28 protein-coding genes are annotated in these 21,094 nt (G+C 46.4%); 10 read left to right on the top strand and 18 right to left on the bottom strand.

Annotated features, from left to right (window positions below; translation table 11 throughout):
* Positions 1–89 precede the first annotated feature (89 nt).
* The 6 genes from LL912_RS19040 to LL912_RS19015 all read right to left on the bottom strand — a co-directional run bounded on the left by LL912_RS19040 (position 90) and on the right by LL912_RS19015 (position 3,406).
* Complete coding sequence (locus tag LL912_RS19040; protein ID WP_235555192.1) at positions 90–770, bottom strand: barstar family protein; 681 nt, start codon at positions 768–770, stop codon at positions 90–92.
* A 79-nt stretch (positions 771–849) separates the two neighbouring features.
* Positions 850–1,533, bottom strand: a complete 684-nt coding sequence (locus LL912_RS19035) for a hypothetical protein (RefSeq protein ID WP_235555191.1) — start codon at positions 1,531–1,533, stop codon at positions 850–852.
* Between the two features lie 15 nt (positions 1,534–1,548).
* Positions 1,549–2,055 carry a hypothetical protein gene (locus tag LL912_RS19030; protein WP_235555190.1) on the bottom strand — a complete coding sequence of 169 codons (507 nt, stop codon included), beginning with the start codon at positions 2,053–2,055 and terminating at the stop codon, positions 1,549–1,551.
* A 24-nt stretch (positions 2,056–2,079) separates the two neighbouring features.
* Positions 2,080–2,484: a hypothetical protein gene (locus tag LL912_RS19025; RefSeq protein ID WP_235555189.1), complete on the bottom strand. Its 405-nt coding sequence runs from the start codon at positions 2,482–2,484 to the stop codon at positions 2,080–2,082.
* Positions 2,485–2,486: 2 nt separating this feature from the next.
* The gene (locus tag LL912_RS19020) at positions 2,487–2,846 is read right to left on the bottom strand and encodes an ADP-ribosylation/crystallin J1 (RefSeq protein WP_235555188.1); all 360 of its coding nucleotides are present in this window, start codon (positions 2,844–2,846) and stop codon (positions 2,487–2,489) included.
* A 2-nt stretch (positions 2,847–2,848) separates the two neighbouring features.
* On the bottom strand, positions 2,849–3,406 hold the full coding sequence (locus LL912_RS19015; protein WP_235555187.1) for an FEKKY domain-containing protein: 558 nt from the start codon (positions 3,404–3,406) through the stop codon (positions 2,849–2,851).
* Positions 3,407–3,572: 166 nt separating this feature from the next.
* Here LL912_RS19015 and LL912_RS26000 point away from each other — a divergent pair, with 166 nt between their 5' ends.
* Both LL912_RS26000 and dinD read left to right on the top strand, forming a co-directional pair.
* On the top strand, positions 3,573–3,704 hold the full coding sequence (locus LL912_RS26000; protein ID WP_255786055.1) for a hypothetical protein: 132 nt from the start codon (positions 3,573–3,575) through the stop codon (positions 3,702–3,704).
* Positions 3,644–4,411: a DNA damage-inducible protein D gene (gene dinD / locus LL912_RS19010; RefSeq protein WP_255786017.1), complete on the top strand. Its 768-nt coding sequence runs from the start codon at positions 3,644–3,646 to the stop codon at positions 4,409–4,411. The genes LL912_RS26000 and dinD overlap by 61 nt, the downstream gene beginning before the upstream one ends.
* Positions 4,412–4,449: 38 nt before the next feature.
* Here dinD and LL912_RS19005 read toward each other — a convergent pair whose 3' ends face one another.
* The 8 genes from LL912_RS19005 to LL912_RS18970 all read right to left on the bottom strand — a co-directional run bounded on the left by LL912_RS19005 (position 4,450) and on the right by LL912_RS18970 (position 12,613).
* Positions 4,450–5,271, bottom strand: coding sequence for a class I SAM-dependent methyltransferase (locus tag LL912_RS19005; RefSeq protein WP_235555185.1), 822 nt, complete (start codon positions 5,269–5,271; stop codon positions 4,450–4,452).
* 667 nt (positions 5,272–5,938) lie between these two features.
* Positions 5,939–6,445 (bottom strand): transposase, encoded by a 507-nt coding sequence (locus LL912_RS19000; RefSeq protein WP_235555184.1) that lies wholly within the window; start codon positions 6,443–6,445, stop codon positions 5,939–5,941.
* Between the two features lie 26 nt (positions 6,446–6,471).
* The gene (locus LL912_RS18995) at positions 6,472–6,933 is read right to left on the bottom strand and encodes a MarR family winged helix-turn-helix transcriptional regulator (RefSeq protein WP_235555183.1); all 462 of its coding nucleotides are present in this window, start codon (positions 6,931–6,933) and stop codon (positions 6,472–6,474) included.
* 1,368 nt (positions 6,934–8,301) lie between these two features.
* On the bottom strand, positions 8,302–9,240 hold the full coding sequence (locus LL912_RS18990; protein WP_235555182.1) for a DUF1259 domain-containing protein: 939 nt from the start codon (positions 9,238–9,240) through the stop codon (positions 8,302–8,304).
* Positions 9,241–9,251: 11 nt separating this feature from the next.
* A complete protein-coding gene (locus LL912_RS18985) occupies positions 9,252–10,382 on the bottom strand; it encodes a chromate transporter (RefSeq protein WP_235555181.1) in 1,131 nt (376 codons plus the stop codon).
* Between the two features lie 35 nt (positions 10,383–10,417).
* Entirely contained in the window at positions 10,418–10,960 is a 543-nt protein-coding gene (locus LL912_RS18980; RefSeq protein ID WP_235555180.1) for a hypothetical protein, read from the bottom strand.
* A gap of 60 nt (positions 10,961–11,020) precedes the next feature.
* Positions 11,021–11,875 (bottom strand): chromate resistance protein ChrB domain-containing protein, encoded by an 855-nt coding sequence (locus LL912_RS18975; RefSeq protein ID WP_235555179.1) that lies wholly within the window; start codon positions 11,873–11,875, stop codon positions 11,021–11,023.
* 72 nt (positions 11,876–11,947) lie between these two features.
* Complete coding sequence (locus LL912_RS18970) at positions 11,948–12,613, bottom strand: response regulator (protein ID WP_235555178.1); 666 nt, start codon at positions 12,611–12,613, stop codon at positions 11,948–11,950.
* A gap of 206 nt (positions 12,614–12,819) precedes the next feature.
* On the opposite strand from LL912_RS18970, the gene LL912_RS18965 reads away from it, so the two are divergent.
* From LL912_RS18965 to LL912_RS18940, 6 genes are all read left to right on the top strand, one after another.
* Positions 12,820–13,788: a hypothetical protein gene (locus tag LL912_RS18965; RefSeq protein ID WP_235555177.1), complete on the top strand. Its 969-nt coding sequence runs from the start codon at positions 12,820–12,822 to the stop codon at positions 13,786–13,788.
* A gap of 99 nt (positions 13,789–13,887) precedes the next feature.
* Positions 13,888–14,349 (top strand): thermonuclease family protein, encoded by a 462-nt coding sequence (locus tag LL912_RS18960; protein ID WP_235555176.1) that lies wholly within the window; start codon positions 13,888–13,890, stop codon positions 14,347–14,349.
* A gap of 168 nt (positions 14,350–14,517) precedes the next feature.
* Positions 14,518–15,630 (top strand): type I restriction endonuclease, encoded by a 1,113-nt coding sequence (locus tag LL912_RS18955; RefSeq protein ID WP_235555175.1) that lies wholly within the window; start codon positions 14,518–14,520, stop codon positions 15,628–15,630.
* The gene (locus LL912_RS18950; protein WP_235555174.1) at positions 15,620–15,892 is read left to right on the top strand and encodes an HNH endonuclease; all 273 of its coding nucleotides are present in this window, start codon (positions 15,620–15,622) and stop codon (positions 15,890–15,892) included. Before LL912_RS18955 ends, LL912_RS18950 begins: the two co-directional genes overlap by 11 nt.
* 32 nt (positions 15,893–15,924) lie before the next feature.
* Positions 15,925–16,500: a hypothetical protein gene (locus tag LL912_RS18945; RefSeq protein WP_235555173.1), complete on the top strand. Its 576-nt coding sequence runs from the start codon at positions 15,925–15,927 to the stop codon at positions 16,498–16,500.
* The gene (locus LL912_RS18940) at positions 16,497–17,456 is read left to right on the top strand and encodes a DUF4407 domain-containing protein (protein ID WP_235555172.1); all 960 of its coding nucleotides are present in this window, start codon (positions 16,497–16,499) and stop codon (positions 17,454–17,456) included. The genes LL912_RS18945 and LL912_RS18940 overlap by 4 nt, the downstream gene beginning before the upstream one ends.
* Positions 17,457–17,594: 138 nt before the next feature.
* On the opposite strand, the gene LL912_RS18935 is transcribed toward LL912_RS18940, so the two are convergent.
* From LL912_RS18935 to LL912_RS18925, 3 genes are read right to left on the bottom strand one after another with little or no spacing between them, the layout of a single operon-like run.
* Positions 17,595–18,032 carry a cold shock domain-containing protein gene (locus LL912_RS18935; protein ID WP_235555171.1) on the bottom strand — a complete coding sequence of 146 codons (438 nt, stop codon included), beginning with the start codon at positions 18,030–18,032 and terminating at the stop codon, positions 17,595–17,597.
* A gap of 46 nt (positions 18,033–18,078) precedes the next feature.
* Positions 18,079–18,336, bottom strand: a complete 258-nt coding sequence (locus LL912_RS18930) for a short-chain dehydrogenase (RefSeq protein WP_235555170.1) — start codon at positions 18,334–18,336, stop codon at positions 18,079–18,081.
* Positions 18,337–18,396: 60 nt separating this feature from the next.
* Positions 18,397–18,666: an RNA recognition motif domain-containing protein gene (locus LL912_RS18925; RefSeq protein WP_235555169.1), complete on the bottom strand. Its 270-nt coding sequence runs from the start codon at positions 18,664–18,666 to the stop codon at positions 18,397–18,399.
* Between the two features lie 617 nt (positions 18,667–19,283).
* Here LL912_RS18925 and LL912_RS18920 point away from each other — a divergent pair.
* Positions 19,284–19,559, top strand: coding sequence for a hypothetical protein (locus tag LL912_RS18920; protein WP_235555168.1), 276 nt, complete (start codon positions 19,284–19,286; stop codon positions 19,557–19,559).
* Between the two features lie 24 nt (positions 19,560–19,583).
* The gene (locus LL912_RS18915; RefSeq protein WP_235555167.1) at positions 19,584–19,832 is read left to right on the top strand and encodes a hypothetical protein; all 249 of its coding nucleotides are present in this window, start codon (positions 19,584–19,586) and stop codon (positions 19,830–19,832) included.
* A gap of 46 nt (positions 19,833–19,878) precedes the next feature.
* On the opposite strand, the gene LL912_RS18910 is transcribed toward LL912_RS18915, so the two are convergent.
* Entirely contained in the window at positions 19,879–20,949 is a 1,071-nt protein-coding gene (locus LL912_RS18910) for a 3-oxoacyl-ACP synthase III family protein (RefSeq protein WP_235555166.1), read from the bottom strand.
* Positions 20,950–21,094 lie beyond the last annotated feature (145 nt).

The following is a 21,094-nucleotide window of genomic DNA, read 5'->3' as shown; positions in this document are numbered from 1 at the left end:
TTGCCAGATGTCCATTGGTAACCGTATCGTGTAATTAATAGCTGTTGATTGTAAGAAACAATTTAGTATTTTTTTCCGGATGCGAAGTTTTAATCCTGCGTTTCAAACGCTATATGATCATGACGGGCAATGATCTCAAGCAGAATGCCCGTAAGCTCCGGTCCTAACCGGTTGCTACTTTCTGTAAAATGGGTCCAGAATACCTTTACCGGTTCTTCATATTCATAAACACCAAACCCGCCGCGGAGTATATCATTAAAGGCATTTAAGTTATGCCCGGTTTGCCACCCGAGGTCTTTGGTGAATACCCGGTCTACTTCGGTGTAGAAACTTTCCAGGTCTGAAATAGTTGTTCCGTTTATTGTAATTGTCTTTTTATGCGTATCTATTCTGCTTATTTGATCTCTATATGCCTGAAAAGCAAGCCAGGAGTTGGCAGATAAGTTTTCAGTATCCATAAAATCACTTGTAGAGCAGTCTAATGCCACCCATTTCAGCTCATCGCAAATCAATTTAATGACTGCCAGCGGGTTGCCACCGCCCCTGATGTGCAGCATTATTGAATTCACAACTTCGTCATTGCCCGTATTAAATTCAATAGAAAATTCCGGCGCTTCTAATACGCCCCAGGAAGGATCTGCATAATTCAGACCGGGAATCAGCGCTACCAGGCTTTTTATCACCAGGCTCCTGTTTCCTAAAATACCCGGATCGACCTGTTCATCATTCAGGTCAAATTTGTTTTTAAACAATAGCACATCCCAGCTCATTTTGCTGTTTTATTTTAATTTCTTAATTCGGTTTTCAAAACTGTATTACCCAGCAACAATCAGAATAATTTATATTACCTTACTTCTTCTGAAGCGTATAAATACGCTTTCTTCCTCTATAAAGGCCATCCTCCTTAATGGTAAAGACAGCCTCACCTTTGAAGGAAATAATTTCGATACCGCGGTCCAGGGCGCCGGCCTCGGGCCAGTTGATAAAGATGTTTATTTGTTTCAGGTCACTGGTAAATTGATAAAACCCACTGGTATCCGGAAGCGGAATATTCTGTCCTCTCACCTGGTATATAAAACAAAAACCTGTAAATTCTTTTTTTGAAATACGGAACTGTTTTAAGGAGTCGGGGCTAAGCCAGTCAAATTCGCTCAGCGTTGAATCGCCCCGCCTTAAAGGCCATAAGGCCAGACCGCTAAAGGGCTTATGAAAATAGTCAAAGGTTTTAATAGTTACAAACTCAGCGGTATCACCCTTTATAAATTCCAGCCGGGGTAAAGGATAGGCCTGCAGGCTATCCAGGCTTTTCATATACAATTTATTTCCCTTAATGCGCCAGGTACCCTTTGCCAATACGCATCCATGTTCCGTTGAGGCGGTAAAAAAATAATAATGATCGGAGCTGAGTGTAAGATAATCAATCCCAAATATTCCGCCGTGATTGTTTACATAAGATCTGAAGGGTGTGGGCTGTTGCTGTGCTATGGCGCAACAGGGAACGCATAATAAAAAGAAGCATACAAAGCGGGTCATAGTTAGGTAGGTAATCTACTTGTTCTGTATAAATTTATAAAGATCTCCGTAATTCCCCTTGCATTTTAAGAAAATTTCCGAGGGTATGCTGTCCCTGAAACTAATATGAGTAACGAGGTCCGGATCACAACTCGTTTTTAACTGATTGGTGAATATTAACGCATTGCCTTTTACTTTTTGGGGTAGATCGGTCCCATCCCCCAAAATGTACTTTCCAATATATCGCTCCATTTGATCAAACAGCAGGATCATGCCTGTTGTATGATGATTGGGGCCCCATACGCGCTTTACGGTCAGTATTTTATAGGGCGCCGGTTTGCTCTTTATCTTGCCCAGATACCGGTAATACGCTACGTTTTCCTCTGCTCTTGTCTTTGAGAGGTTGTAACTGAATGTCTTTCCAGTTTTGTTTGCCTGTAATACCTTTTGAGCCAGGGTTACGGATAAATCATTGTTTTGACCAGTGGCCGTGGTGTATGTTACCAGTAGAAAAACGACGGGTATAAAAGAATAGTAACTCATTATTTTTTTAACGCTACGTTTCATTCACCAAAACTTCCACCAACTTTTTTCCCGCGATGCCGCGGGCTTATCCTCCCGTATATACAGTTCACCATCGTCTCCCATCACCTTTGCATCGAGCAAGGTTGCTATCGACTGCATTTTGTGAATCATTTCCGCATCCGGGTTCTTTACGCAGATATTGCCGCCATGGTACGCAAACCAGGCATGGTTGCCCATAATGCCATCGCGGGAATAGGCTGTCCATACCGAAAGCCCCTCGGCATATGCCGTTATGGTGTCGTCACTTGTGGTGGCCGTAGCCGCATGATCCATCCGCATTTCAGGGTCATTATTGACCAGTTCCGTCCATTCCTTCAGAGAGATATTCAATGCCGGATCCTCATCAACCCAATGTTCCTTCCGGGTAATGTGCAGTTCATAGCCCATCGCTATTGATTTTTGAATATATGGGTCACTTCTATACGACCAATAATGTGGCGATTGAATTCTTCCAGTTCTTCTGCCAGGATCCAGAGCTCATCATGCCGCTGATCGCCTACATTTTGCACGGCAAACTTTTGCAGGTATGCGCTGTCTACCGCAAACCGGGTTACATAGCCCACACCGTAGGCAGGCACATTCCAGTCCTTGGTGATCTGGATGGCATACCCTTCATTCATGACGGGATAAAAAATGGGCTGATCCGGCAGGCGCGGCGGAAACTGTTTATAGCCGGATTGTGCAATCAGATCCAGCTCTGTTTGATTAATGGGGCGGTATAGCACAACCGCGGCGTCTTTAACTGCCATATCTATTCTTTTTCTATTTTATTACTTATCAGCGTAACCTCTTTCGTTTTATGATTGGCTACAAAACGGTAGTAGGTAACCCATTCACTTTGACCGTTCCATGTACCCCAACCCTGCACCTGTACGTTATATTTAGTGGTACCCGCGATAGGGGTCATATAGTAATGTAATCCATTACCTTCTTTCTCCATTTCGGCCTGCTTATTTTTAATATAATCTATCGAGTCTATTAATGGGGCAATTTTTTGTTGAACGGCAAATTCTGCATCCACTTCTTCATCAAACCGCTTGCTCCATTGCCGGCCATATTTTTTGGCGATCAGCGCTTTAATTGCTGTATTGTGTTTTTCCGCGCTGTCGGCAATTTCCTGCGGTGTGCTGCAATCTCCAACCGGATAAAACTCGATCCCCCATTTATTTGCAATAACATCTTCGGCGTTTTGACGCAAAAAATCGGGTAACCCGTAAACAAGTATCCGGTACTTCGATTTCCCTGTTTGAGCCTGGATGGTACAGATCGACACAGTAGTGATGATAACAAGCAGCAAGCGTTTTAGCATATTGTTTTTTCAATCGGGTTGTTGTATTTATTTTCTATAAAAATAAAACTATTTTTTAAAAGTAGTGATCCTGTAAAGAATACTAAATGAGGGATCTATCGCAAACCTGCACTAATACGCAACATCACATTACAATTATCTTTAACTTTATCAAAAATATGCAACCATGAAAAAAGAACTGATCACCGAACTCTTACAAAAATTTGAAGCCGCCTGTTGCGAAGTAAAGGGCGTGGAATGCTGGAGCGCCGGGAACTACAACCGATTTTTAATTACTCTGAATGGCGAAATTTTTTAAAAGTGCTTGATAAAGCAAAAGAGGCTTGTAATGCCGCCGGCGAGCTTATCTCAGACCATTTTGTTAGCCTCAACAAAATGGTAACATTGGGAAGTGGTGCACAACGGAGGGTGGAAGATATTGCCCTTACCCGCTATGCCTGCTACCTGGTGGCGCAAAACGGCGATCCCGCCAAACCGGCCATTGCTTTTGCACAAACGTATTTTGCCGTGCAAACCCGCAAGCAGGAGATGATTGAACAGCGCCTGCTGGAAGTGGCAAGGGTATCGGCCCGGGAAAAGCTAACCAAATCGGAGAAGAAACTTTCCGGCATTCTTTATGAGCGCGGTGTGGATGAGCCTAGTTTTGCGGTGATCCGCTCTAAAGGCGATCAAGCCCTGTTTGGCGGCTTTACCACGGCTCATATGAAGAAAAAGCTGGGGATACCAGCCACACGTGCCCTGGCTGACTTTTTACCGACGCTTACCATTAAAGCGAAGGATTTTGCTACGGAACTTACCAGTCATAACGTAATGGAGAAAGACCTGCAAGGCAATCAGCAAATATCCAAAGAACACGTTGATAATAACAAAGCCGTAAGGGACATGTTGGGGGAACGGGGCATAAAACCGGAAACCTTGCCCCCGGCGGAAGGCATTGCAAAGCTGAAACGGAAACTGGATGGCGATGCGAAGCAGCTATTAAAGCATACCCGAAAAAGGAAGTAGGCAGCGTTGTAGCTGGTGCTGCAAAGTCCCCTGCTATATCAATGCATGTACGCTCCCTTAAGCGCAAAAACACTTACATCTGTCTCGGTATCATTAAGCGTTACCGTACCGTTCCATTGCTGCACAACAAATGGCAGCAATGTGATGACGAAGGGTTTTGCCACCAGCCGCTGGGGCGTGCTAATGATGACTGGAATATGATGCTGCAGGAAGTGATCAATGACCTTTTTGAGCTCCGCAAATACTTCCGGCTCATAGTTTACATCGCTGAGCAGCACTACATCCGGTAACGGCTGCGTAACCGCATCTTTCCAGTCTAAGGGGTTGGCGATTACATTGTGCAGCTGTAATTGTTCCGCCGATTGTTTTACATAATCCGATGCCAGCGCCTCCTTATCGCTGATGGTTACCTGTTTGGCCAAGGAGGCTGCGTATAACCCCGGCAGGCCCAGGCCGGCGGCCAGTTCCAGCACCTTTTGATCCGCAACGTATTCTTTATGCTGTTGTAAGAACATACAAAGGCCAATGGCCGCGGGCCATACCTGCGCCCAATAGGCGGCGCTTTTATGGTGCTGGTATGCCTGCTGAATGACATCCGGCGGCGGCATACAGATTTCCAGGTTCTGATCGCCTATGAAAAAAGCCTTTGATAGATGCATAGGCCGCAAAGAAAAGGATTTATTCAGAACATGCGTGTAGGAAAAGGTTCTGGCGGATATGGGCAGATCCCTCCACGCGCCCGCTTTTTGGCGGGCTTGGTCGGGATGACGAATGGGTGTGTTGTGTTTTGACCTTGATCCGGACCATACATACTCCCTTTGTGCCGTCATGCCCACCGCAGCGAAACGAAGAAATTTCATTACCTGAAAATTATATATTGGAGATTTCTCGGCTTCACTGCGTTGCGCTCGAAATGACGGACTTTTAAGCCAACCACGGCAGGAATGACGAATGGGTGTGTTGTCTTTTGACCTTGATCCGGATATCATACATGCTCCCTTTGTGCCGTTATGCCCACCGCACGAAACGAAGAAATCTCATTATCTGAAAATTATATATTGGAGATTTCTCGGCTTCACTGCGTTGCGCTCGAAATGACGGACTTTTAAGCCAACCACGGCAGGAATGACGAATGGGTGTGTTGTCTTTTGACCTTGATCCGGATATCATACATGCTCCCTTTGTGCCGTTATGCCCACCGCACGAAACGAAGAAATCTCATTATCTGAAAATTATATATTGGAGATTTCTCGGCTTCACTGCGTTGCGCTCGAAATGACGGACTTTTAAGCCAACCACGGCAGGAATGACGAATGGGTGTGTTGTGCTGGTGACTGTGATCCAGATGCCATACATGCTCCTTTTGTGCCGTTATGCCGACCGCAGCGAAACGAAGAAATTTCTTTATCTGAAAATTATATGTCGGGGATTTCTCGGCTTCACTGCGTTGCGCTCGAAATGACGGACTTTTAAGCCAACCACGGCAGGGATGACGAAAGGATGTTGCGGCCGCGCCCGTAAAGCTGCTTACCCGTTCTTTAAACCGGTGAGCTTTACCAACAAAGGAACCAGCCCAATAGAAATCGCCATAAAAATGCCTACCCGGATATAGTTCAGGTTCCGCCATTGCTTTGCGCGGCTTAATAAGTCTGTAGTAAAAGATTTGCCGTTTGCTATGGCCTGGAACTCGATGATGTTGGGGGCAAAATAAGCAAGGGTCCATACCCGCATGGCCACATGTAAAGCAAACAACACCAGGAGCCCGTTCCTTACAGGCTCTATTTTCCAGCAGAAAACCATAGCCAGGATAAAGGTTATTTCATGTATGGAATGAGCGATGATCCAAAAGGTTTTAAGATCGGCGCCATACGGAGCCTTAAAGTACCGGAAGGATTCAGGCGGGGCGGCCGTCCATTTAGGAACCAGTACCGCCGTTTCAAAAAGCTGTGCGCCGTTTAGTAAAAAATAGGCCAGGGTGGTTACAAATAACCAACCCTCGGCTCTTGATAAGTATTCCATATTCACGTTACTCATAATCGTGGTTTTAAAAAATGTGAATGTTATTTATTTTTTTTATTCAGTTCGTGGGTAAAGGTCTGCATGATATTGATCGACGCACGGAGATAGCCCGCGATTAACGCTATCTCCTTCTTGCTGTAGGTGGAAACCAGTTTTTCTACTTCCGCTTTCAACCGGGTGTTGGACGGTTCGAATAGTTTTTTTGCCTTTGCTTTGTTGGCAACGATCAATACCTTCCGCCGGTCGGTTTTGTCCAGCTGGCGGCTTACCAGCTTCCGTTCCTCCAGCCGGTCGATCATGGCGGTTACAGCCCCGGTAGTAAGCCCGGTGAGGCTGGACAACTCCCCCGCCGTAAGCGGCCCCTGCCGCAGGATCAGGCTGAGGTATTTATGATCCACACCGGTAAGACCGGCGCTGCGCGCGATGGCCTCATGCATGAGGATGGTTGCATCGGAGATCGCTCTTCCTAAATCGCTTAAATTTTCTGTTGCTGACGGTTCCATATATCTTTATTATTAATTATCTTGATGATAAAGATAAATAGAAAAGGAACGGCAAGTCCATTTTTTGTGCACCAAACCGGCGACCGTGGTAAAAAAACCGGTGAATAACAGATAAGGCGACTCTTATACACAATCCGGTATCGCTAATTGATTAACGTTCGGAAGCAGTTACAGAAATCATGGGAATCAGGCCGGCGGGTTGGAAGGCCGTGATCCGGATACAATACATCCTCTCTTTGTCCCGTCATGCCGACCGCAGCGGAGGCATCTTATCAGTGTGGAACCAGATCCCTCCATTCGCCCTGCGGACTCAGTCGGGATGACGAAAGCGTGTGTTGGCTTTACAACCAGGATTCCGCTCCAATGTCTGTTCCCTTTGTTCCGTCATGCCCACCGCAGCGGAGGCATCTCATCAGTGTGGAACCAGATCTCTCCATTCGCCCTGCGGACTCAGTCGGGTTGACGAATGAGTGTGTTTTTGTGACCGTGGTCCGGATACAATACCTATTCCCTTTGTGCCGTCATGCCCACCGCAGCGGAGGCATCTCATCAGTGTGGAACCAGATCCCTCCACTTATCCGCCACGACGGATTCGGTCGGGATGACGGAAGAAGGTGTTGTCATTGCAACTGTAATCTGCTTTAATATATATGCACTTTGTTCCGTCATGCCGACCGCAGTGGAGGCATCTCATCAACGTGGAACCAGATCCCTCCATTCGCCCTGCGGACTCAGTCGGGATGACGGATGGGTGTGTTGTGCTTGCGACTGTGATCCGGATACCATACACTCCCTTTGTGCCGTCATGCCGACCGCAGCGGAGGCATCTCATCAGCGTGGAACCAGATCCCTCCATTCGCCCTGCGGACTCAGTCGGGTTGACGAATGAGTGTGTTTTTGTGACCGTGGTCCGGATACAATACATACTCCCTTTGTGCCGTCATGCCCACCGCAGCGGAGGCATCTCATCAGTGTGGAACCAGATCCCTCCATTCGCCCTGCGGACTCAGTCGGGTTGACGAATGAGTGTGTTTTTGTGACCGTGGTCCGGATACAACACCTATTCCCTTTGTGCCGTCATGCCCACCGCAGCGGAGGCATCTCATCAGTGTGGAACCAGATCCCTCCATTCGCCCTGCGGACTCAGTCGGGATGACGAATGGGTGTGTTGTGTTTGCGACTGTGGTCCGGATACCATACATACTCCCTTTGTGCCGTCATGCCCACCGCAGCGGAGGCATCTCATCAGCGTGGAACCAGATCCTTCCATTCGCCCTGCGGACTCAGTCGGGATGACGAATGAGTGTGTAACCGTTCAGGGACTTATTCCCCCGGTGTTATACATCAATCTCCTTCATTCCTTTATGGTTAACGGGTGCCTGTTTTATCCAGCGCTGCTTTAAGCCCTCGGGCCAGCTGCAGGGCATTGCCGGTGCCCCAATAATGCAGGAAGAATACTTTTGGTGTTTCGTGCACCATGTGGTTGTGCACCGCCACTACTTCAATGCCGTTTTCGACCAATGCTTTTATAACCGGGGTTACCTCGTTTTCGAGCATTGTAAAATCGCCCGCAACAGCTGCTTTTTCCAGTGTGCCCTGCCAGGCCGCCCAGGTATTAAAACCCATAAAGCTGCTTACGGAAATACCATGCTCGGTAAGGGATACATCCGGCCGGCCAATGGTGTATTTGTAAACGCCTTTATTCATTTCTCCCTTGTGACCAATGATGCTGTCCAGCGCGGCGAGGGGTATGGTATTGGTCACGCTATCAGCCGGTGCTGCCTTTGGATCCGCACCCCGCGTTTTGGCTACCCTGGCAAAGATGGCTCTAACTCCGGCAGCAAGTGTGGCTACGTCGGCCGACCGGTCGATATGCATATACATCACAGCCGGCTGGTTGCGTACAAAGTGATTGTGAATAGCCGTAATAGAAAAGCCCTGCCGGATCACTTCCTGCTGTACCGGCCCCAGATCGGTTCCGGTTACAATAATATCCCCCATCACCATGGCACTATCCCCGCAGGGTGTAAAAGCGGCCCAACTGCCCAAACCCATGGGCGGGGTGATGCGGAAGCCGTCTACCATCACCCTCAGATCATTCTGAGGTACGGTAATTTTATACTCCCCGTTCTTCTCTGTACCCTTCATGCCGGTGATCGTTTCTATTTTTGCAATGTCCAGTTTACTGGTACCCGGGTCGCAGCGGACAGTTGTACTATCCGTATCCTTCCTGCCATCTTTATCAGCAGCAGGGGGTTGATTACAGCTTAAAATGGCAATGGCCAGGAAGAGAAAATACGTTTTCATATGATGGGATTTTAAAGACTTTTTATAAGCAGCCCTGCAATGGCAGCAGCAGCAATGATGAGCGGTTCTGTTATTTTTTTAAACCGCAGCAATAATAGTACCGTTATTGCAGCAATACCAACGGCGGTAACATCCGTAAGCTGTCTTTTAGCTAAAACAAGCACCGCCCCTATAATGGCACCGATGGCCGCAGCCGTAAGCCCGTCTACCCAGGCCTTAATGGCCGGGTGTTTCCCGTACTTTTTAAAATAGGGCGCGGGCAGGATGGTAAAAAGATAACAGGGCAGGAAGGTGGCCAGCGCCGCCACACAGGCACCGGGGAAACCCGCCACCAGATAACCGATAAAGCCTACTGTAATAACCACAGGGCCGGGCGTGATCATGGCCACCGCTACTGCATCCAGGAACTGCTGCTCGCTGAGCCAATGGTATTCCATTACCACACCCCCATACAAAAAAGGAACAATGGCCAGGCCACTCCCAAACACAAAGGCTCCTGCCTTAAAAAAATACCCGGCCAACTGGGATAGCTTTTCATTGGACGAAACGCCGGAAAACAGGAACAGGATTGCCGGGAAAAAAGATAAGGGTTTTAAAAACCGCGGCGGTGCTTTCCAAAGCCAAACCAGGGCACCGCCAGCCAGTATCAGCCAAATATTTTCCTTTTCACTGATAAAGGTTGATGCAGCTAATATCCCGGCAATACCCCATAATAACGGACTCTTTCCCAGGCTTTTTTTGGACAGCTTATAACCGCTTACAGCAATGATTCCGATAACGGCGGCTCCAATGCCATAGAATAAAGCCTGCATCCAGGGCAGGCCTCCGGCCGCCATATAAGCATAGCCCAGCGCTACCACCATCAGGAACGAGGGCAATACAAAGGCCAATCCTACCAGCGTGGCACCGCAAACCCGGTAATGCACATAGCCCAGATAAATAGCCAGCTGTGCGGCCAGCGGACCGGGCGCGAGCTGCGCCAGCGCTACCCCTTCCCGGTAAGCCTCTTCATCAATCCACTTGCGGTTCTCCACCAGGTCGCGATGCATATACCCTACCAGGGCCACCGGTCCGCCAAAGCCAATAGCGCCCAGCTTTAAAAAATAAAATACCAGCTGTTTTAATTGATAGCTTGCTTCCATACAAAAACCTTAACAGGTGAAACCATTACCGGTAGTTAAAAGGCTACTCCAAACTGAAATGCAACCGACAGGGAGGCCGGCTGATCATTGCCAAAACGGGCAGGAACCGGTACTGCTACAAAATAACTGCTGCCCTTGTTTTTCCGTACCACCTTGTTCAGCACCGGTGTAAACCCGTAACGGCCGGAGGTTTCAAAAGCAGCCCGGGTAGCCAGGGTAAAACCGTTGCCCAAAGCAAACAGCGCACCGGGGTGAAATAAAAAATTGTTCATCTTGCTTGTACCATTGACTACGCGCACCAACGGTACAAACTCCATAGAAAACCCGATATTTTCCGACTTCCACAAGTTGATACCTGCAGGCAACCCTACCGTATAAGCCCCGTCAAAATTATAATGAGGCACAGCATTTTTGCTGTACGTTACCAGGGGATGCAGGATGCCTACATAACCCCTGACCTTAGCGTCGGTTTGCGCGCACACCTGGGCAGCGCTCCAGGTAGTGCAAATGAAAACGGCTGACCTGAGGATGCCGGTAATCACTTTTGTACTGTTTTTACGATTTAAAAAATACCACATGCACCCATTGCTTTAGTATGCAAGAGTCTTTAAAAACGCGGATAAAAAATAGAACAGGATTTACGGTTTGGTAGATTCATTACCTTTTGTCTGTTTTTTCCGGTACCCCGAAGGACTTTCGCCGGTGTACTTTTTAAAGATGCGGGTAAAATGGCTTTGATCGGAAAAGCCTGTAAGATAGGCGATCTCGGTAAGTGAATACCGGGCATCGCCCATCAGTTCGATGGCTTTGTCGATGCGCATTTTGCGTATATAATCGCCAAAGCTCTGGTTATCGAAGTGCCTGGAAAACTCCCGCGACAGGTAGGATGGGTTAATGTCCAGCGATTTTGAGATGTTGTTCAGGGTCAGGTTGGTGTCGATCTGGTCCTGGATGATCTCCTTTAATTCCGCCACCCATTGTGGTGTTTTTTTTGGGGAAGATTGCTGCCGGATAAACTTATTATATACATCGATCAGCAGGCGCTCCACGGGCATTTGCGTATGCTTTTCCTTTTGCAGAAATTTTGCCCAGCTGTACAGCGCATCATAGAGCACCATACCGGCTTCCAGCAATTGCTGGTCGTCATCAATATTATGATTGAGCCCGGCAGATATGGCCCATAACCCGGCGGCCTGGCTGGCCAGATCATGCCGGTCCGTATCCGCCCCCCGCACGATGGCTGCCATCGCCGCCAAAGCCGGATCCTTTAACTGGTGTTTTTGTAAAAAATAATCAAACGTGCACTTATCCTCGTAATGGGTATACTCAACCCCGGGTATATCAAAAGGGATGGCATCCAGTACGGCAGCCCGTTCCAGCACTTCATCAAAGGGTACATAGATGATCTCCGCATCGGGATCAATAAACCGCTTTATAAGCCAGGGACAGGCTATGCGGTCCACCTTGGGCCGTTCCCGGGTAATCCATTTCATACCGCAAAGTACCGCCTAATAATTGATAAATCCGCGGCAGTATAGTTCCGGCACCAGGATGAATACCCGCACTCAGACAACGCCCAGCTTTACACAGTAGGCAATTAACTGTTCGTTGGTGGAAAAGTTGAGCGCATCCTTCATGAGGGTGAGCCGCTTTTCAATGCTGCTTAAACTGGAGGGTTGTATCTTGCTTTTTTTTAAATGATCCGCTATTTCCTGCTGGCGTTTTCCCTGGGTCATAAGTGCTATAATGGTAATATCCAAAGGTGTAAAAGCATAATGATTTACCTGCTTTACCTGCTGCAGCAGGTGCCGGGGATAATACCGCTGTCCTGCTTTTATATGTTCCAGTGCCTTTTTGAGCTCCCGGGCATCTCCGCGGGCCTTGCGGACATACCCGTCAATTTCCAACTGATCAAACAGCGTTTCAATAATGGCGGCCTTGCTTTCTGCCGAAAACACCAGCACTTTCAGATCCGGCTGTGCCTTCCGGGCTGCGGCAATAAGGGTAGCTCCGTTGTCGATTTGCTGATCGCGGTGATCCTTTTCAAAATAAAGATCCGTAATCAGGATATCATACGAATGGTGCTGTTGCCTGGCCTCTTGAATCTTCATCAACGCATCATCGCAATAATAAACATGGTCGATCTGATCCATATGAAGCGCTTCCAGGGTTTTCTGGATGGAAATGCTAACGCTTTCATGGTCTTCTGCTATCAATACTTTTTTGATCATTCAGGTATTGCAATTAGTATCTGTTGAACATAAATTTTTCCGATTCAAAAATAAAGGGTCCATGCATGCCCGTAATACGGGTTTCCGTAGCCCTTTCACATTTATCAAACATCAATGATAGCGGGAAAGCAATGCGTATCATACGCCCTCCAAGGCTTTACGGATTTCCGTAAACTCCCTGACGGCTGGTTTACAATCTTTGCGATATGTATTATAAGGACTACATCGACCAGATACTGCAGTATTATGAGCAAAAAAAGGCCTCCGGCGAGTTGCCGCTAAATCTTAGCATGCCTAAGCCCGCTCCACTAAGAGACGAATGTTTGATCGTTTGCACGGAAAGATGGGAGCGAAACGATGAGCAAACGTTGCGGACTTTTTTTGGAGCACCGGTCGAGCCAAAAACATACCAGCATATTATTGAAAACTTTGACATCAGTAAGTTTAAGCAGTTGATCAAATTGCTAAATAACCCGGCAATTGAAACCAATCATAAAAACATCGAGCTGCTGGCCTGGCTGATCGATTTTAAACCCAGGCCCTTTGATCGTTGGAAAAAAGAGCATGCCAATCATCTAATGAAAGACGCCGTGGAGCCGGCTATCAGCCGTACTGACGAAACAGCGACTGTCGATCCCGAGGGACCATCAACATCATCCCCTGGGGAAACCGGTGAAAAAAACACCGCTGCAGCATCCGGCACCAGCATACCGGATAACCCCATCAACCATAATGAAGGGACAACCCCGTTTTCTGCAAAGATGCAGGTTTCCCAAAAACCGGAATTTCATTTTAACCCTATCACCATACCCGTGGGGATCATGGCATTGGCATTAATGGCCGTTATTTTCTATCAATATATCATGGGAAAGCCAGATGAACCAGCATGCATGTACTGGACCGGCGATCACTACCAGTCCATCCCCTGTAATCAAAAAGTATACGGTTCCCTGGTGATTCCGCTGGATACGGAAAAGCTTTTTCATTTTAAAAAAATAACCCGGCCGGATACCCTCACCGAAGCCGATATCAACCGGGTATCCTATATCCGGCTCAATGGCGATATTGAGTTTTATACAAGAAAGGGCGACCATCCGGTTTACACCGAACGAGCCTTAAACCCTTTGACAGAACATATCTATCAAAAGCATATTCTTCCACTAAAACAGGAATGAGCGCAGTATTCCGGTTACGAATACCCTGCGTTGGCAGATGATTATATATCACCCTCCATACCTGACTCCACAATGCGCCGGCCCATACTTTTTTTATGTTTGCTTTTAACGGGATGCAGCAGTTCACCCGGCAACGCTTATAACAGCAGGCTGCAGGATCCTGCTTATAAAGTAACCCGGGTCAAAGACGGCGACACTATTGTATTGATGATGGATGGCAGCGAACAGACCGTACGCCTTGCCCATATCGACTGCCCGGAAAAGCGGCAACCCTTTGGAAACCGCGCCAAACAATTCGTTTCCGACCGGTGCTTCGGGAAATACGTTATCCTCCTGCAACATCAACAATATGACCGCAACCGGCGGTTGATTGCGGAGGTGATCCTGGAAGACGGCGGAAACCTGAACAAAGAACTGGTGACAAACGGACTGGCCTGGCACTTTAAAAAATATTCGGATGACCCGGAATATGCGGCATTGGAAGCAGCAGCGCGGCAACAACATAGAGGATTGTGGGCAGATGCCGCCCCTATCGCCCCCTGGGAATGGCGGCGGCGCTAAGCAATTATTATCGCTTCATGGCGATAAGACCGGACCCGGTCAAAATAAAAAACCGGCCCTTTACGGTTTCCCGTAATTGAAGCCCCTCCCCGCATCTTACTTTAGCAGCGAAAGGGATCCACTGCACTGGATTTCCCCTATTGCTTACATCACTTAAACTGTCTTAACATGGAGAATGACTTAAAACTAAAGCTGGAACAGCTGCACCAACGAGTAGATGCATTAAAAGAACAGATCAATACCGAAGAAGCTACAAAAAATGCCTTTGTAATGCCCTTTATCCAGGCCATCGGTTACGATATTTTTAACCCTACCGAGGTCATACCGGAATTCATTTGTGATATCGGGACTAAGAAAGGCGAAAAGATCGACTATGTTATTAAAAAAGATGGCGAGCCGGTGCTGATCATCGAGTGCAAGCATTGGAAAGAGAAGGCAGATGCGCATAATTCCCAGCTGCACCGGTATTATCATGTTTCCAAGTCGCGGTTTGGTGTGCTAACGAATGGACTGGTCTATAATTTTTATGCGGACCTGGAGCGTCCGAATATTATGGACGATAAGCCTTTTTTTACCCTGGAGCTGGCCAACCTGAAGGACTCCAGTATCAAGCTGCTCGAAAAATTCACCAAACAGGGGTATAATCTTACCGACATTCTTGACTCGGCGGAGGACCTGAAATATATTAAGGCCATCCGCAACGAATTTGAAAAAGAGCTGCAGGAGCCTTCCGATGAATTGGTGAAGCTATTGGTGAACCGCTTTTTTGAAAAGCCGTTAACAGCCTCCCGGCTGGCCAGTTTTAAGGAATATACCCGGAGGGCCCTGTCTAACTCGATCAATGAGTCTATCAATTCACGGCTGAAGAGCGCATTAAATATCAACGAAAAGTCCCCGTCAAAATCGGACCAACCGGAAGTGGCCCCGGTTGACGGCAACCCGGAACTGCCAAAATTTATTACCACTGAGGAGGAAACAGAAGGTTCGCAGATCATCAAAGCCATTTTAAGAGAAGTGGTACCCGCCGGCAGGATCGCTTTCAGGGATACACAATCTTATTTTGGTATTTTGTTGGATGATAATAACCGGAAGCCGCTGGCCAGACTGCATTTCAACTTTTCCAAAAAATACCTGGAGCTTTTTCATAATGGGAAAGATAACGGTGAAAAGAAGTTACTGGAATCGCTGGACGATATTTACCGGTACCGGAAAGAGCTGTTGGCTACTGTGAATCATTATCAACAGAAAAACGAAGTGGAGGTGCCATCCGATGAAAACTAAGGTTTATTACGGGGAAAAGCTTTTTGATCCCCGCTGGATTGAAAAGCGCAAACGGATCTTGCACCGCGACAATAATCAATGTGTGATCTGCGGCAAGACCGGCGGAAAACTGCATATACACCATAAACAATATCACTTTATCAAACGCTTACAAAAACATGCAGACCCCTGGGATTACCAGGACAGCCTGTTAACTACTTTATGTGAGAGCTGTCACAGCCGCGGACATTATCGCTATAAAGTACCGGTAAAATACATTTAATACATCCTGTTCAACCTAAACCGTTTTAAGCTATGGGATTTTTTGACTTATTTAAAAAGCGAACCTCCGCTCCTGCAGAAACGCCGGAAGAAGCCGGGAGCAGCACACTTCCGGAGATCCGGGAAGAAGATTTTATCGACAATTCCGAGCCCTCATCAGCAAATACAAGCACTTATTCTGTTGAGTTTGGATCAAAACTGCCAATCGACATTATTTATGGCTTTTTGAAAGAAGATTATGAAAACAAGGCCTACAATGACGCGCTAACCAACCCTGACCAATCATACAAAGATGCAAACCTGGACATCGTTCGCAGCAACCTGGAAATAAAGTTCAAACAGGTGTTTTTAAAATATGAAGATATGTTAAGGGAAATTGACTTTCATATTCATTCCCGCGGACAGGCCGGCTTAACCGATATTGTGGAACTGCTCAAATCGAAACAAAATACTTATGAAAAACATGTGGTGGAATTAAAAAAGATGAAAGAAGACCTGGATAAGGGCGAACTGTATATGATGGGGATCTTTAAGTCTTATGAAGTGGGTTTCACGCGGGGACTGGCGTCGCTTTCTTTACACAACTTAAAAATTGAAAACACATTATGAAAGATTGGTGGACAAAGACCGCCTGTTTATTAACAGGATGGAACTACCAGATATTGGCCTCTTGTACCGAAGCCAGCAGGAAGCAGCTGAAAAAGTATGCATCCGCCATTCTGATCCTGGTCATCCTCTGGTCATTGATCGGGTATTCTTTTGCGGAGCGGTACGTAGGCGCCCCTTTGTGGGGCTGTATGCTGACTGCTTTTATTTTTGTATTGATCATTGTTCAGATCGAGCGGCAGATTATTCTCACTGTAGGCAAGAGTAAGTGGCTGGGCTGGTTTCGCCTGGCTATTGCATTGATCATGGCGGTTCTGGGATCCTCTATACTGGACCAGATCATTTTCAAGGATGATATTGAGAAAAAAATGATCCAGATCGTGGACCGGCAGGTAAACGAACAATTGCCCGAACGCTTAACGATCATTGACAAAAAGCTTCAGGAACTTCAGACTGAAATCGATTCCCTGGATAGAAAAACCCTGGCGCTGCACGAAGAAGTAGCAAAAAAACCAACGATAGTCATCACGTCCAAAACCACTACCAAGGTGCCCGTTCCGCAAGGCAATGGAAGCATTACGGCCCGGTCTCAAACAACCGTATCAACGACCCATATTCCCAATCCAAAAATAAAGGAAACAGAAATTAACGAAAAAAACCTGGATATACTCCGGAACCAGAAAGAGGATTATACCCGAAGAAAAATGGAAGCAGAAGGTTCATTAAGGAAGGAACTAAAATCCAAACAGGGTTTCCTGGAGGAGCTCAATGCCGTCATCGAGATATTAAAAGAACGGCCAGTAGCGCTGGTGTTTTATTTAATGCTCTTTTGCTTTTTAATATTCCTGGAATTGTTTGTAGTAGTCAGCAAAACCAACGATACAAAGTCAGACTACGATCTTGTAGTGGAACATCAATTGAATCAAAAAATAAAAACCTTAACCCAGCTGACGAAATAAATCCGTACATCGGGCTCAGGTTTACCCCTGGTATTGCTTTTAACGGACGGAAAGATCCATATGCCCCGTTTAGAAGCACTTTTATTGGGAGCTGCATCTTCAAAACGGCGTCTCCGGCTGCGAGGCCGGATTCAGCCGTTATGCAGCTGTTACGTTTACAGCAACCATGCCTTTGGGTCCTTTCTGCACTTCGAAAGCAACTTTTAACTGTTCTTTCAGTTGTACAGAAGCTGCATTCACATGTACAAAAATACTTTCGCCGGTGGCGCTGTCTTTTATAAATCCGTACCCTTTGTTGCTGTCGTAAAAGGTGATCACCCCTTTCCGGGTATCATCAATTGCATTCAGCTCCCGGCTATTGGCAACTACCGGAGGTATGGCGTCGATCTTTACCGCTTTTCGTTCAGGCGGCGGTGTGGATGAAAGGTTGCCGTATTCATCTACATAAGCCAGCATATCATCCAGGCCTTTGGCCTTGCCGGAATGCTCTTTGCGTTCCTGCTTTCTTTCTTCTTTTTGCTTTTTAGCGTTTCGCTTTTTTTGTTCCCTTTCTCTTTTGTTCCAGGTTTCTCCCATTCGATTGTTTTAAATGAATAAATGATTTTAATGTTGCGATAAAGCATTATTTGGCAGCTGCACTAAGCCGGGTGAAGCCGGATCCGCTAAATAAGCGGGAGAGGTTTACGTCCCGCGTACGCTCCCATTGCTGCAGGTTTTTTGAACTCACTACCCTCCAAAAATTTTTCGCCTTTAGTTCTTCATAATCGCGCGAGCTGATAAAAATGCCGGTTACAGTAGAACGGTCTTTAAAGTGAATGTTTACGGCCCCTGCGTTCTTAGTAGCCGAGGCTAAAAATTTTTCGATTGCGTGTACATCCATAGTGTATTCTTTTAAACGTCTTTTAATATTGAACCGGCATCGTGTATATCATCGTGTATATTACCAGCGGGAATAGCCGCTCTTTTCTTCCTTGGGACGGGCTTCCATTACTTTAATCGGGCGGCCGTCCTGCATAGATCCGTTCAGGTCTCTGACAGCTTTTGCCGCAGCGGCATCATCCGGCATTTCCACAAAGCCAAAACCCCTGCTTTGTTTGGTAAATTTATCGGTAATTACCCGTGCAGTGTCTACGGTTCCATAGGCTGCAAATAATTCATTCAGGTCTTCAGTACTGAAACTGTACCCAAGATTGGACACAAAAATGTTCATTGTTTTAATTTTATTAATCTGAAAAATGATTCGAGAAAAGGCAAATATATAAAGCGGAAAAGCTGAAAAAGCAAGTGCTTATAATAGAGCAGTGACTCAAACTAACCCTGCAAAGGTAGGTATAATGCCGCAAATAGCCCCTTTTTGTTTTCAAATAACGGATAATGCCGTTGTTAGCAGTTTGTTAGCTCATTGCCGCAATGCTTTCGCACGTGTTGAAATCATCTATGCCGGATCGATCCGGAAGATGTGCCGTCTACTTCGTGAAAATAATTTCCAGAAGTATGAAATAAAAGGATTATCTTCATTAACACGGAAGATCGCCTGGTTACCGGGATGCACACTGGTTGCCATTTTTCGAAATGTTTTCTTCACTCCGTTTTAAGCCAAATCAATATAAATAAACGATCAGGTCTGTTCCGGAAACCTGATGGTGAAAACAAGGGTCTTTGATCCTGAAGTAGCATGAATGGATCTGGTATCTCTTATACGTAATGTGCTTTTAACAAAGAACCAGTGCACGGCGCACATTTTTATCGGTACGGAAGGAGCGACTGTATGACAGCGGGTTCCGTCACGGGATGGTGGCCTATTATTAGTGAATCAAAAAAAATGCCATGCTTTTTCAAAAACAGGACCTTGTACATACAGGTTATAACTGGGCAAAAGGGGATCATATTTTTAAAGGGCAACCCAGCCGAAGAGCTTTTGACAAGAACAATGGGGACCAGGTGCTGTTCCTTATAAACTTTTATGCCTCGCTCACAGAGCGTTTTACGCTGCGTGAAGGAAAGATTATTGAACAAAAAATTCATTTCAATATTCCGGAAGAAGCCAAAAGTGAACTATCGGTATTTAACTGGCTCCGGTGGCATGTTTTTATTTCAGAATAGATTGCTGAACCAATCTCCTATATTATGACATACGAGCAAATAGCTGGTGCTGTACAAAATTTGGATCATCCCTTGTTTGAGATCCGGTTTAAAAGCCGTTCATCCGTTAAAGGCCTGTTTATTAAAACTGCCGACTATCATGAATTGAAAGTTAAAAATTTTTGGCGGATCGTAGAGGAACGACGGATCGCTGAATACGAAAGAACAGGCAATGAAGACCTGGCGCGTATTTTCTATGGAGATGGATTTACAAAGCTGGTAACTGTAGCATAAGGGCATGCACTTTAACAAATATGCCGGCTATCTTACGTAACCAATGTCAGGCCCGGTAGCAAACCGCATTGATATTCATTCCTGCTCCTACCGAAGCAAAAAGAATGATATCTCCATCAGCAATGGTGTGTCCGGCTACCTTATTACTTCGTATAAGATGATATAAGGTGGGAATAGTGGCCACCGAGCTGTTGCCCAGCCACTGGATGCTCATGGGCATTACATCCTGCGGCGGCGTAGCATCATACAGTCCGTAAAGCCGGTTTACAATTTCTTCATCCATTTTCTCGTTGGCCTGATGAATCAGGATCTTCTTCACTTCTCGAATATGGATCCCGCTCTTATCAAGACATGCTTTCATGGCCAGTGGCACATGCTTTAAAGCATATTCATACACTTTCCGGCCCTTCATTTTAATAAACAGGGCATCGCTGCCGTTTTGCTTATAACTGCTGCCCATATTTATATAATCCACCTCTTCTATACTATGCGTTTGCGCGCAGCAACCCAGGATGCCAGGTTGTCCCGGAGCTTCGGGCTGGTATTCCATTACAATCGCTCCGGCGCCATCTGCAAAGATCATGCTGTCCCGGTCGGATGCATCAAGAACACGAGATAAGGTTTCTGTACCGATCAACAATACTTTTGCTGCCATGCCTGCGGTAAACCAGGCGTGAGACTGAATCACTGCGTGCAACCAGCCCGGGCAGCCCACCAGCACATCATAAGCAATACATTCGGGCCGGTGAATACCCAGAATATGTTTTACATTACTGGCAAGCGTTGGTACATTTTGCGACTGCAGCGTACCGTAGGTAACATTTCCAAAATTATGTGCAACCACAATCTGGTCCAGTGTTTCGGGATCGATGCCGCTATTCGTTAATGCCTGCCACCCTGCCGCCGCTGCCATATCAGAAGCATTGATATGTGCCGGTGCATAACGCCGCTCACTGATACCAGTGATCAGTTTAAATTTATCAATAACCACACAGGTTCCGGCAACCACAGGAACACCGGATGATTCGTAAAATACATGGTCTTTAAAGTCATCATTCTTTTGAATCTCTCCGGGTATATAAGCTCCGGCACCGGTAATGATTGAAGAATATTTCATTGTTATTGTTTTAAGTAAGCCGATATACAGGTTAGGGTTACTATACGGTTGCCTTACTAAAACAGTAGAACAATCAGTGGAGTAATTAACAGACGCTGAATGTACCATTTTTTCCTGACAGCTCCTGTTAAATATTGTCATAAAA

The sequence above is a fragment of the Niabella agricola genome (assembly GCF_021538615.1).
Classification (GTDB): Bacteria; Bacteroidota; Bacteroidia; order Chitinophagales; family Chitinophagaceae; genus Niabella; species Niabella agricola.
This window is presented reverse-complemented; position numbering and strand designations above follow the sequence as displayed.

Excerpts from the sequence above, each read along its gene's own strand:
- LL912_RS19040 (WP_235555192.1), bottom strand. The coding sequence starts at position 770 with ATGAGCTGGGATGTGCTATTGTTTAAAAACAAATTTGACCTGAATGAT.
- LL912_RS19035 (WP_235555191.1), bottom strand. The coding sequence starts at position 1,533 with ATGACCCGCTTTGTATGCTTCTTTTTATTATGCGTTCCCTGTTGCGCC.
- LL912_RS19030 (WP_235555190.1), bottom strand. The coding sequence starts at position 2,055 with ATGAGTTACTATTCTTTTATACCCGTCGTTTTTCTACTGGTAACATAC.
- LL912_RS19025 (WP_235555189.1), bottom strand. The coding sequence starts at position 2,484 with ATGGGCTATGAACTGCACATTACCCGGAAGGAACATTGGGTTGATGAG.
- LL912_RS19020 (WP_235555188.1), bottom strand. The coding sequence starts at position 2,846 with ATGGCAGTTAAAGACGCCGCGGTTGTGCTATACCGCCCCATTAATCAA.
- LL912_RS19015 (WP_235555187.1), bottom strand. The coding sequence starts at position 3,406 with ATGCTAAAACGCTTGCTGCTTGTTATCATCACTACTGTGTCGATCTGT.
- LL912_RS26000 (WP_255786055.1), top strand. The coding sequence starts at position 3,573 with ATGAAAAAAGAACTGATCACCGAACTCTTACAAAAATTTGAAGCCGCC.
- dinD (WP_255786017.1), top strand. The coding sequence starts at position 3,644 with ATGCTGGAGCGCCGGGAACTACAACCGATTTTTAATTACTCTGAATGG.
- LL912_RS19005 (WP_235555185.1), bottom strand. The coding sequence starts at position 5,271 with ATGAAATTTCTTCGTTTCGCTGCGGTGGGCATGACGGCACAAAGGGAG.
- LL912_RS19000 (WP_235555184.1), bottom strand. The coding sequence starts at position 6,445 with ATGAGTAACGTGAATATGGAATACTTATCAAGAGCCGAGGGTTGGTTA.
- LL912_RS18995 (WP_235555183.1), bottom strand. The coding sequence starts at position 6,933 with ATGGAACCGTCAGCAACAGAAAATTTAAGCGATTTAGGAAGAGCGATC.
- LL912_RS18990 (WP_235555182.1), bottom strand. The coding sequence starts at position 9,240 with ATGAAAACGTATTTTCTCTTCCTGGCCATTGCCATTTTAAGCTGTAAT.
- LL912_RS18985 (WP_235555181.1), bottom strand. The coding sequence starts at position 10,382 with ATGGAAGCAAGCTATCAATTAAAACAGCTGGTATTTTATTTTTTAAAG.
- LL912_RS18980 (WP_235555180.1), bottom strand. The coding sequence starts at position 10,960 with ATGTGGTATTTTTTAAATCGTAAAAACAGTACAAAAGTGATTACCGGC.
- LL912_RS18975 (WP_235555179.1), bottom strand. The coding sequence starts at position 11,875 with ATGAAATGGATTACCCGGGAACGGCCCAAGGTGGACCGCATAGCCTGT.
- LL912_RS18970 (WP_235555178.1), bottom strand. The coding sequence starts at position 12,613 with ATGATCAAAAAAGTATTGATAGCAGAAGACCATGAAAGCGTTAGCATT.
- LL912_RS18965 (WP_235555177.1), top strand. The coding sequence starts at position 12,820 with ATGTATTATAAGGACTACATCGACCAGATACTGCAGTATTATGAGCAA.
- LL912_RS18955 (WP_235555175.1), top strand. The coding sequence starts at position 14,518 with ATGGAGAATGACTTAAAACTAAAGCTGGAACAGCTGCACCAACGAGTA.
- LL912_RS18950 (WP_235555174.1), top strand. The coding sequence starts at position 15,620 with ATGAAAACTAAGGTTTATTACGGGGAAAAGCTTTTTGATCCCCGCTGG.
- LL912_RS18945 (WP_235555173.1), top strand. The coding sequence starts at position 15,925 with ATGGGATTTTTTGACTTATTTAAAAAGCGAACCTCCGCTCCTGCAGAA.
- LL912_RS18940 (WP_235555172.1), top strand. The coding sequence starts at position 16,497 with ATGAAAGATTGGTGGACAAAGACCGCCTGTTTATTAACAGGATGGAAC.
- LL912_RS18935 (WP_235555171.1), bottom strand. The coding sequence starts at position 18,032 with ATGGGAGAAACCTGGAACAAAAGAGAAAGGGAACAAAAAAAGCGAAAC.
- LL912_RS18930 (WP_235555170.1), bottom strand. The coding sequence starts at position 18,336 with ATGGATGTACACGCAATCGAAAAATTTTTAGCCTCGGCTACTAAGAAC.
- LL912_RS18925 (WP_235555169.1), bottom strand. The coding sequence starts at position 18,666 with ATGAACATTTTTGTGTCCAATCTTGGGTACAGTTTCAGTACTGAAGAC.
- LL912_RS18920 (WP_235555168.1), top strand. The coding sequence starts at position 19,284 with ATGCTTTTTCAAAAACAGGACCTTGTACATACAGGTTATAACTGGGCA.
- LL912_RS18915 (WP_235555167.1), top strand. The coding sequence starts at position 19,584 with ATGACATACGAGCAAATAGCTGGTGCTGTACAAAATTTGGATCATCCC.
- LL912_RS18910 (WP_235555166.1), bottom strand. The coding sequence starts at position 20,949 with ATGAAATATTCTTCAATCATTACCGGTGCCGGAGCTTATATACCCGGA.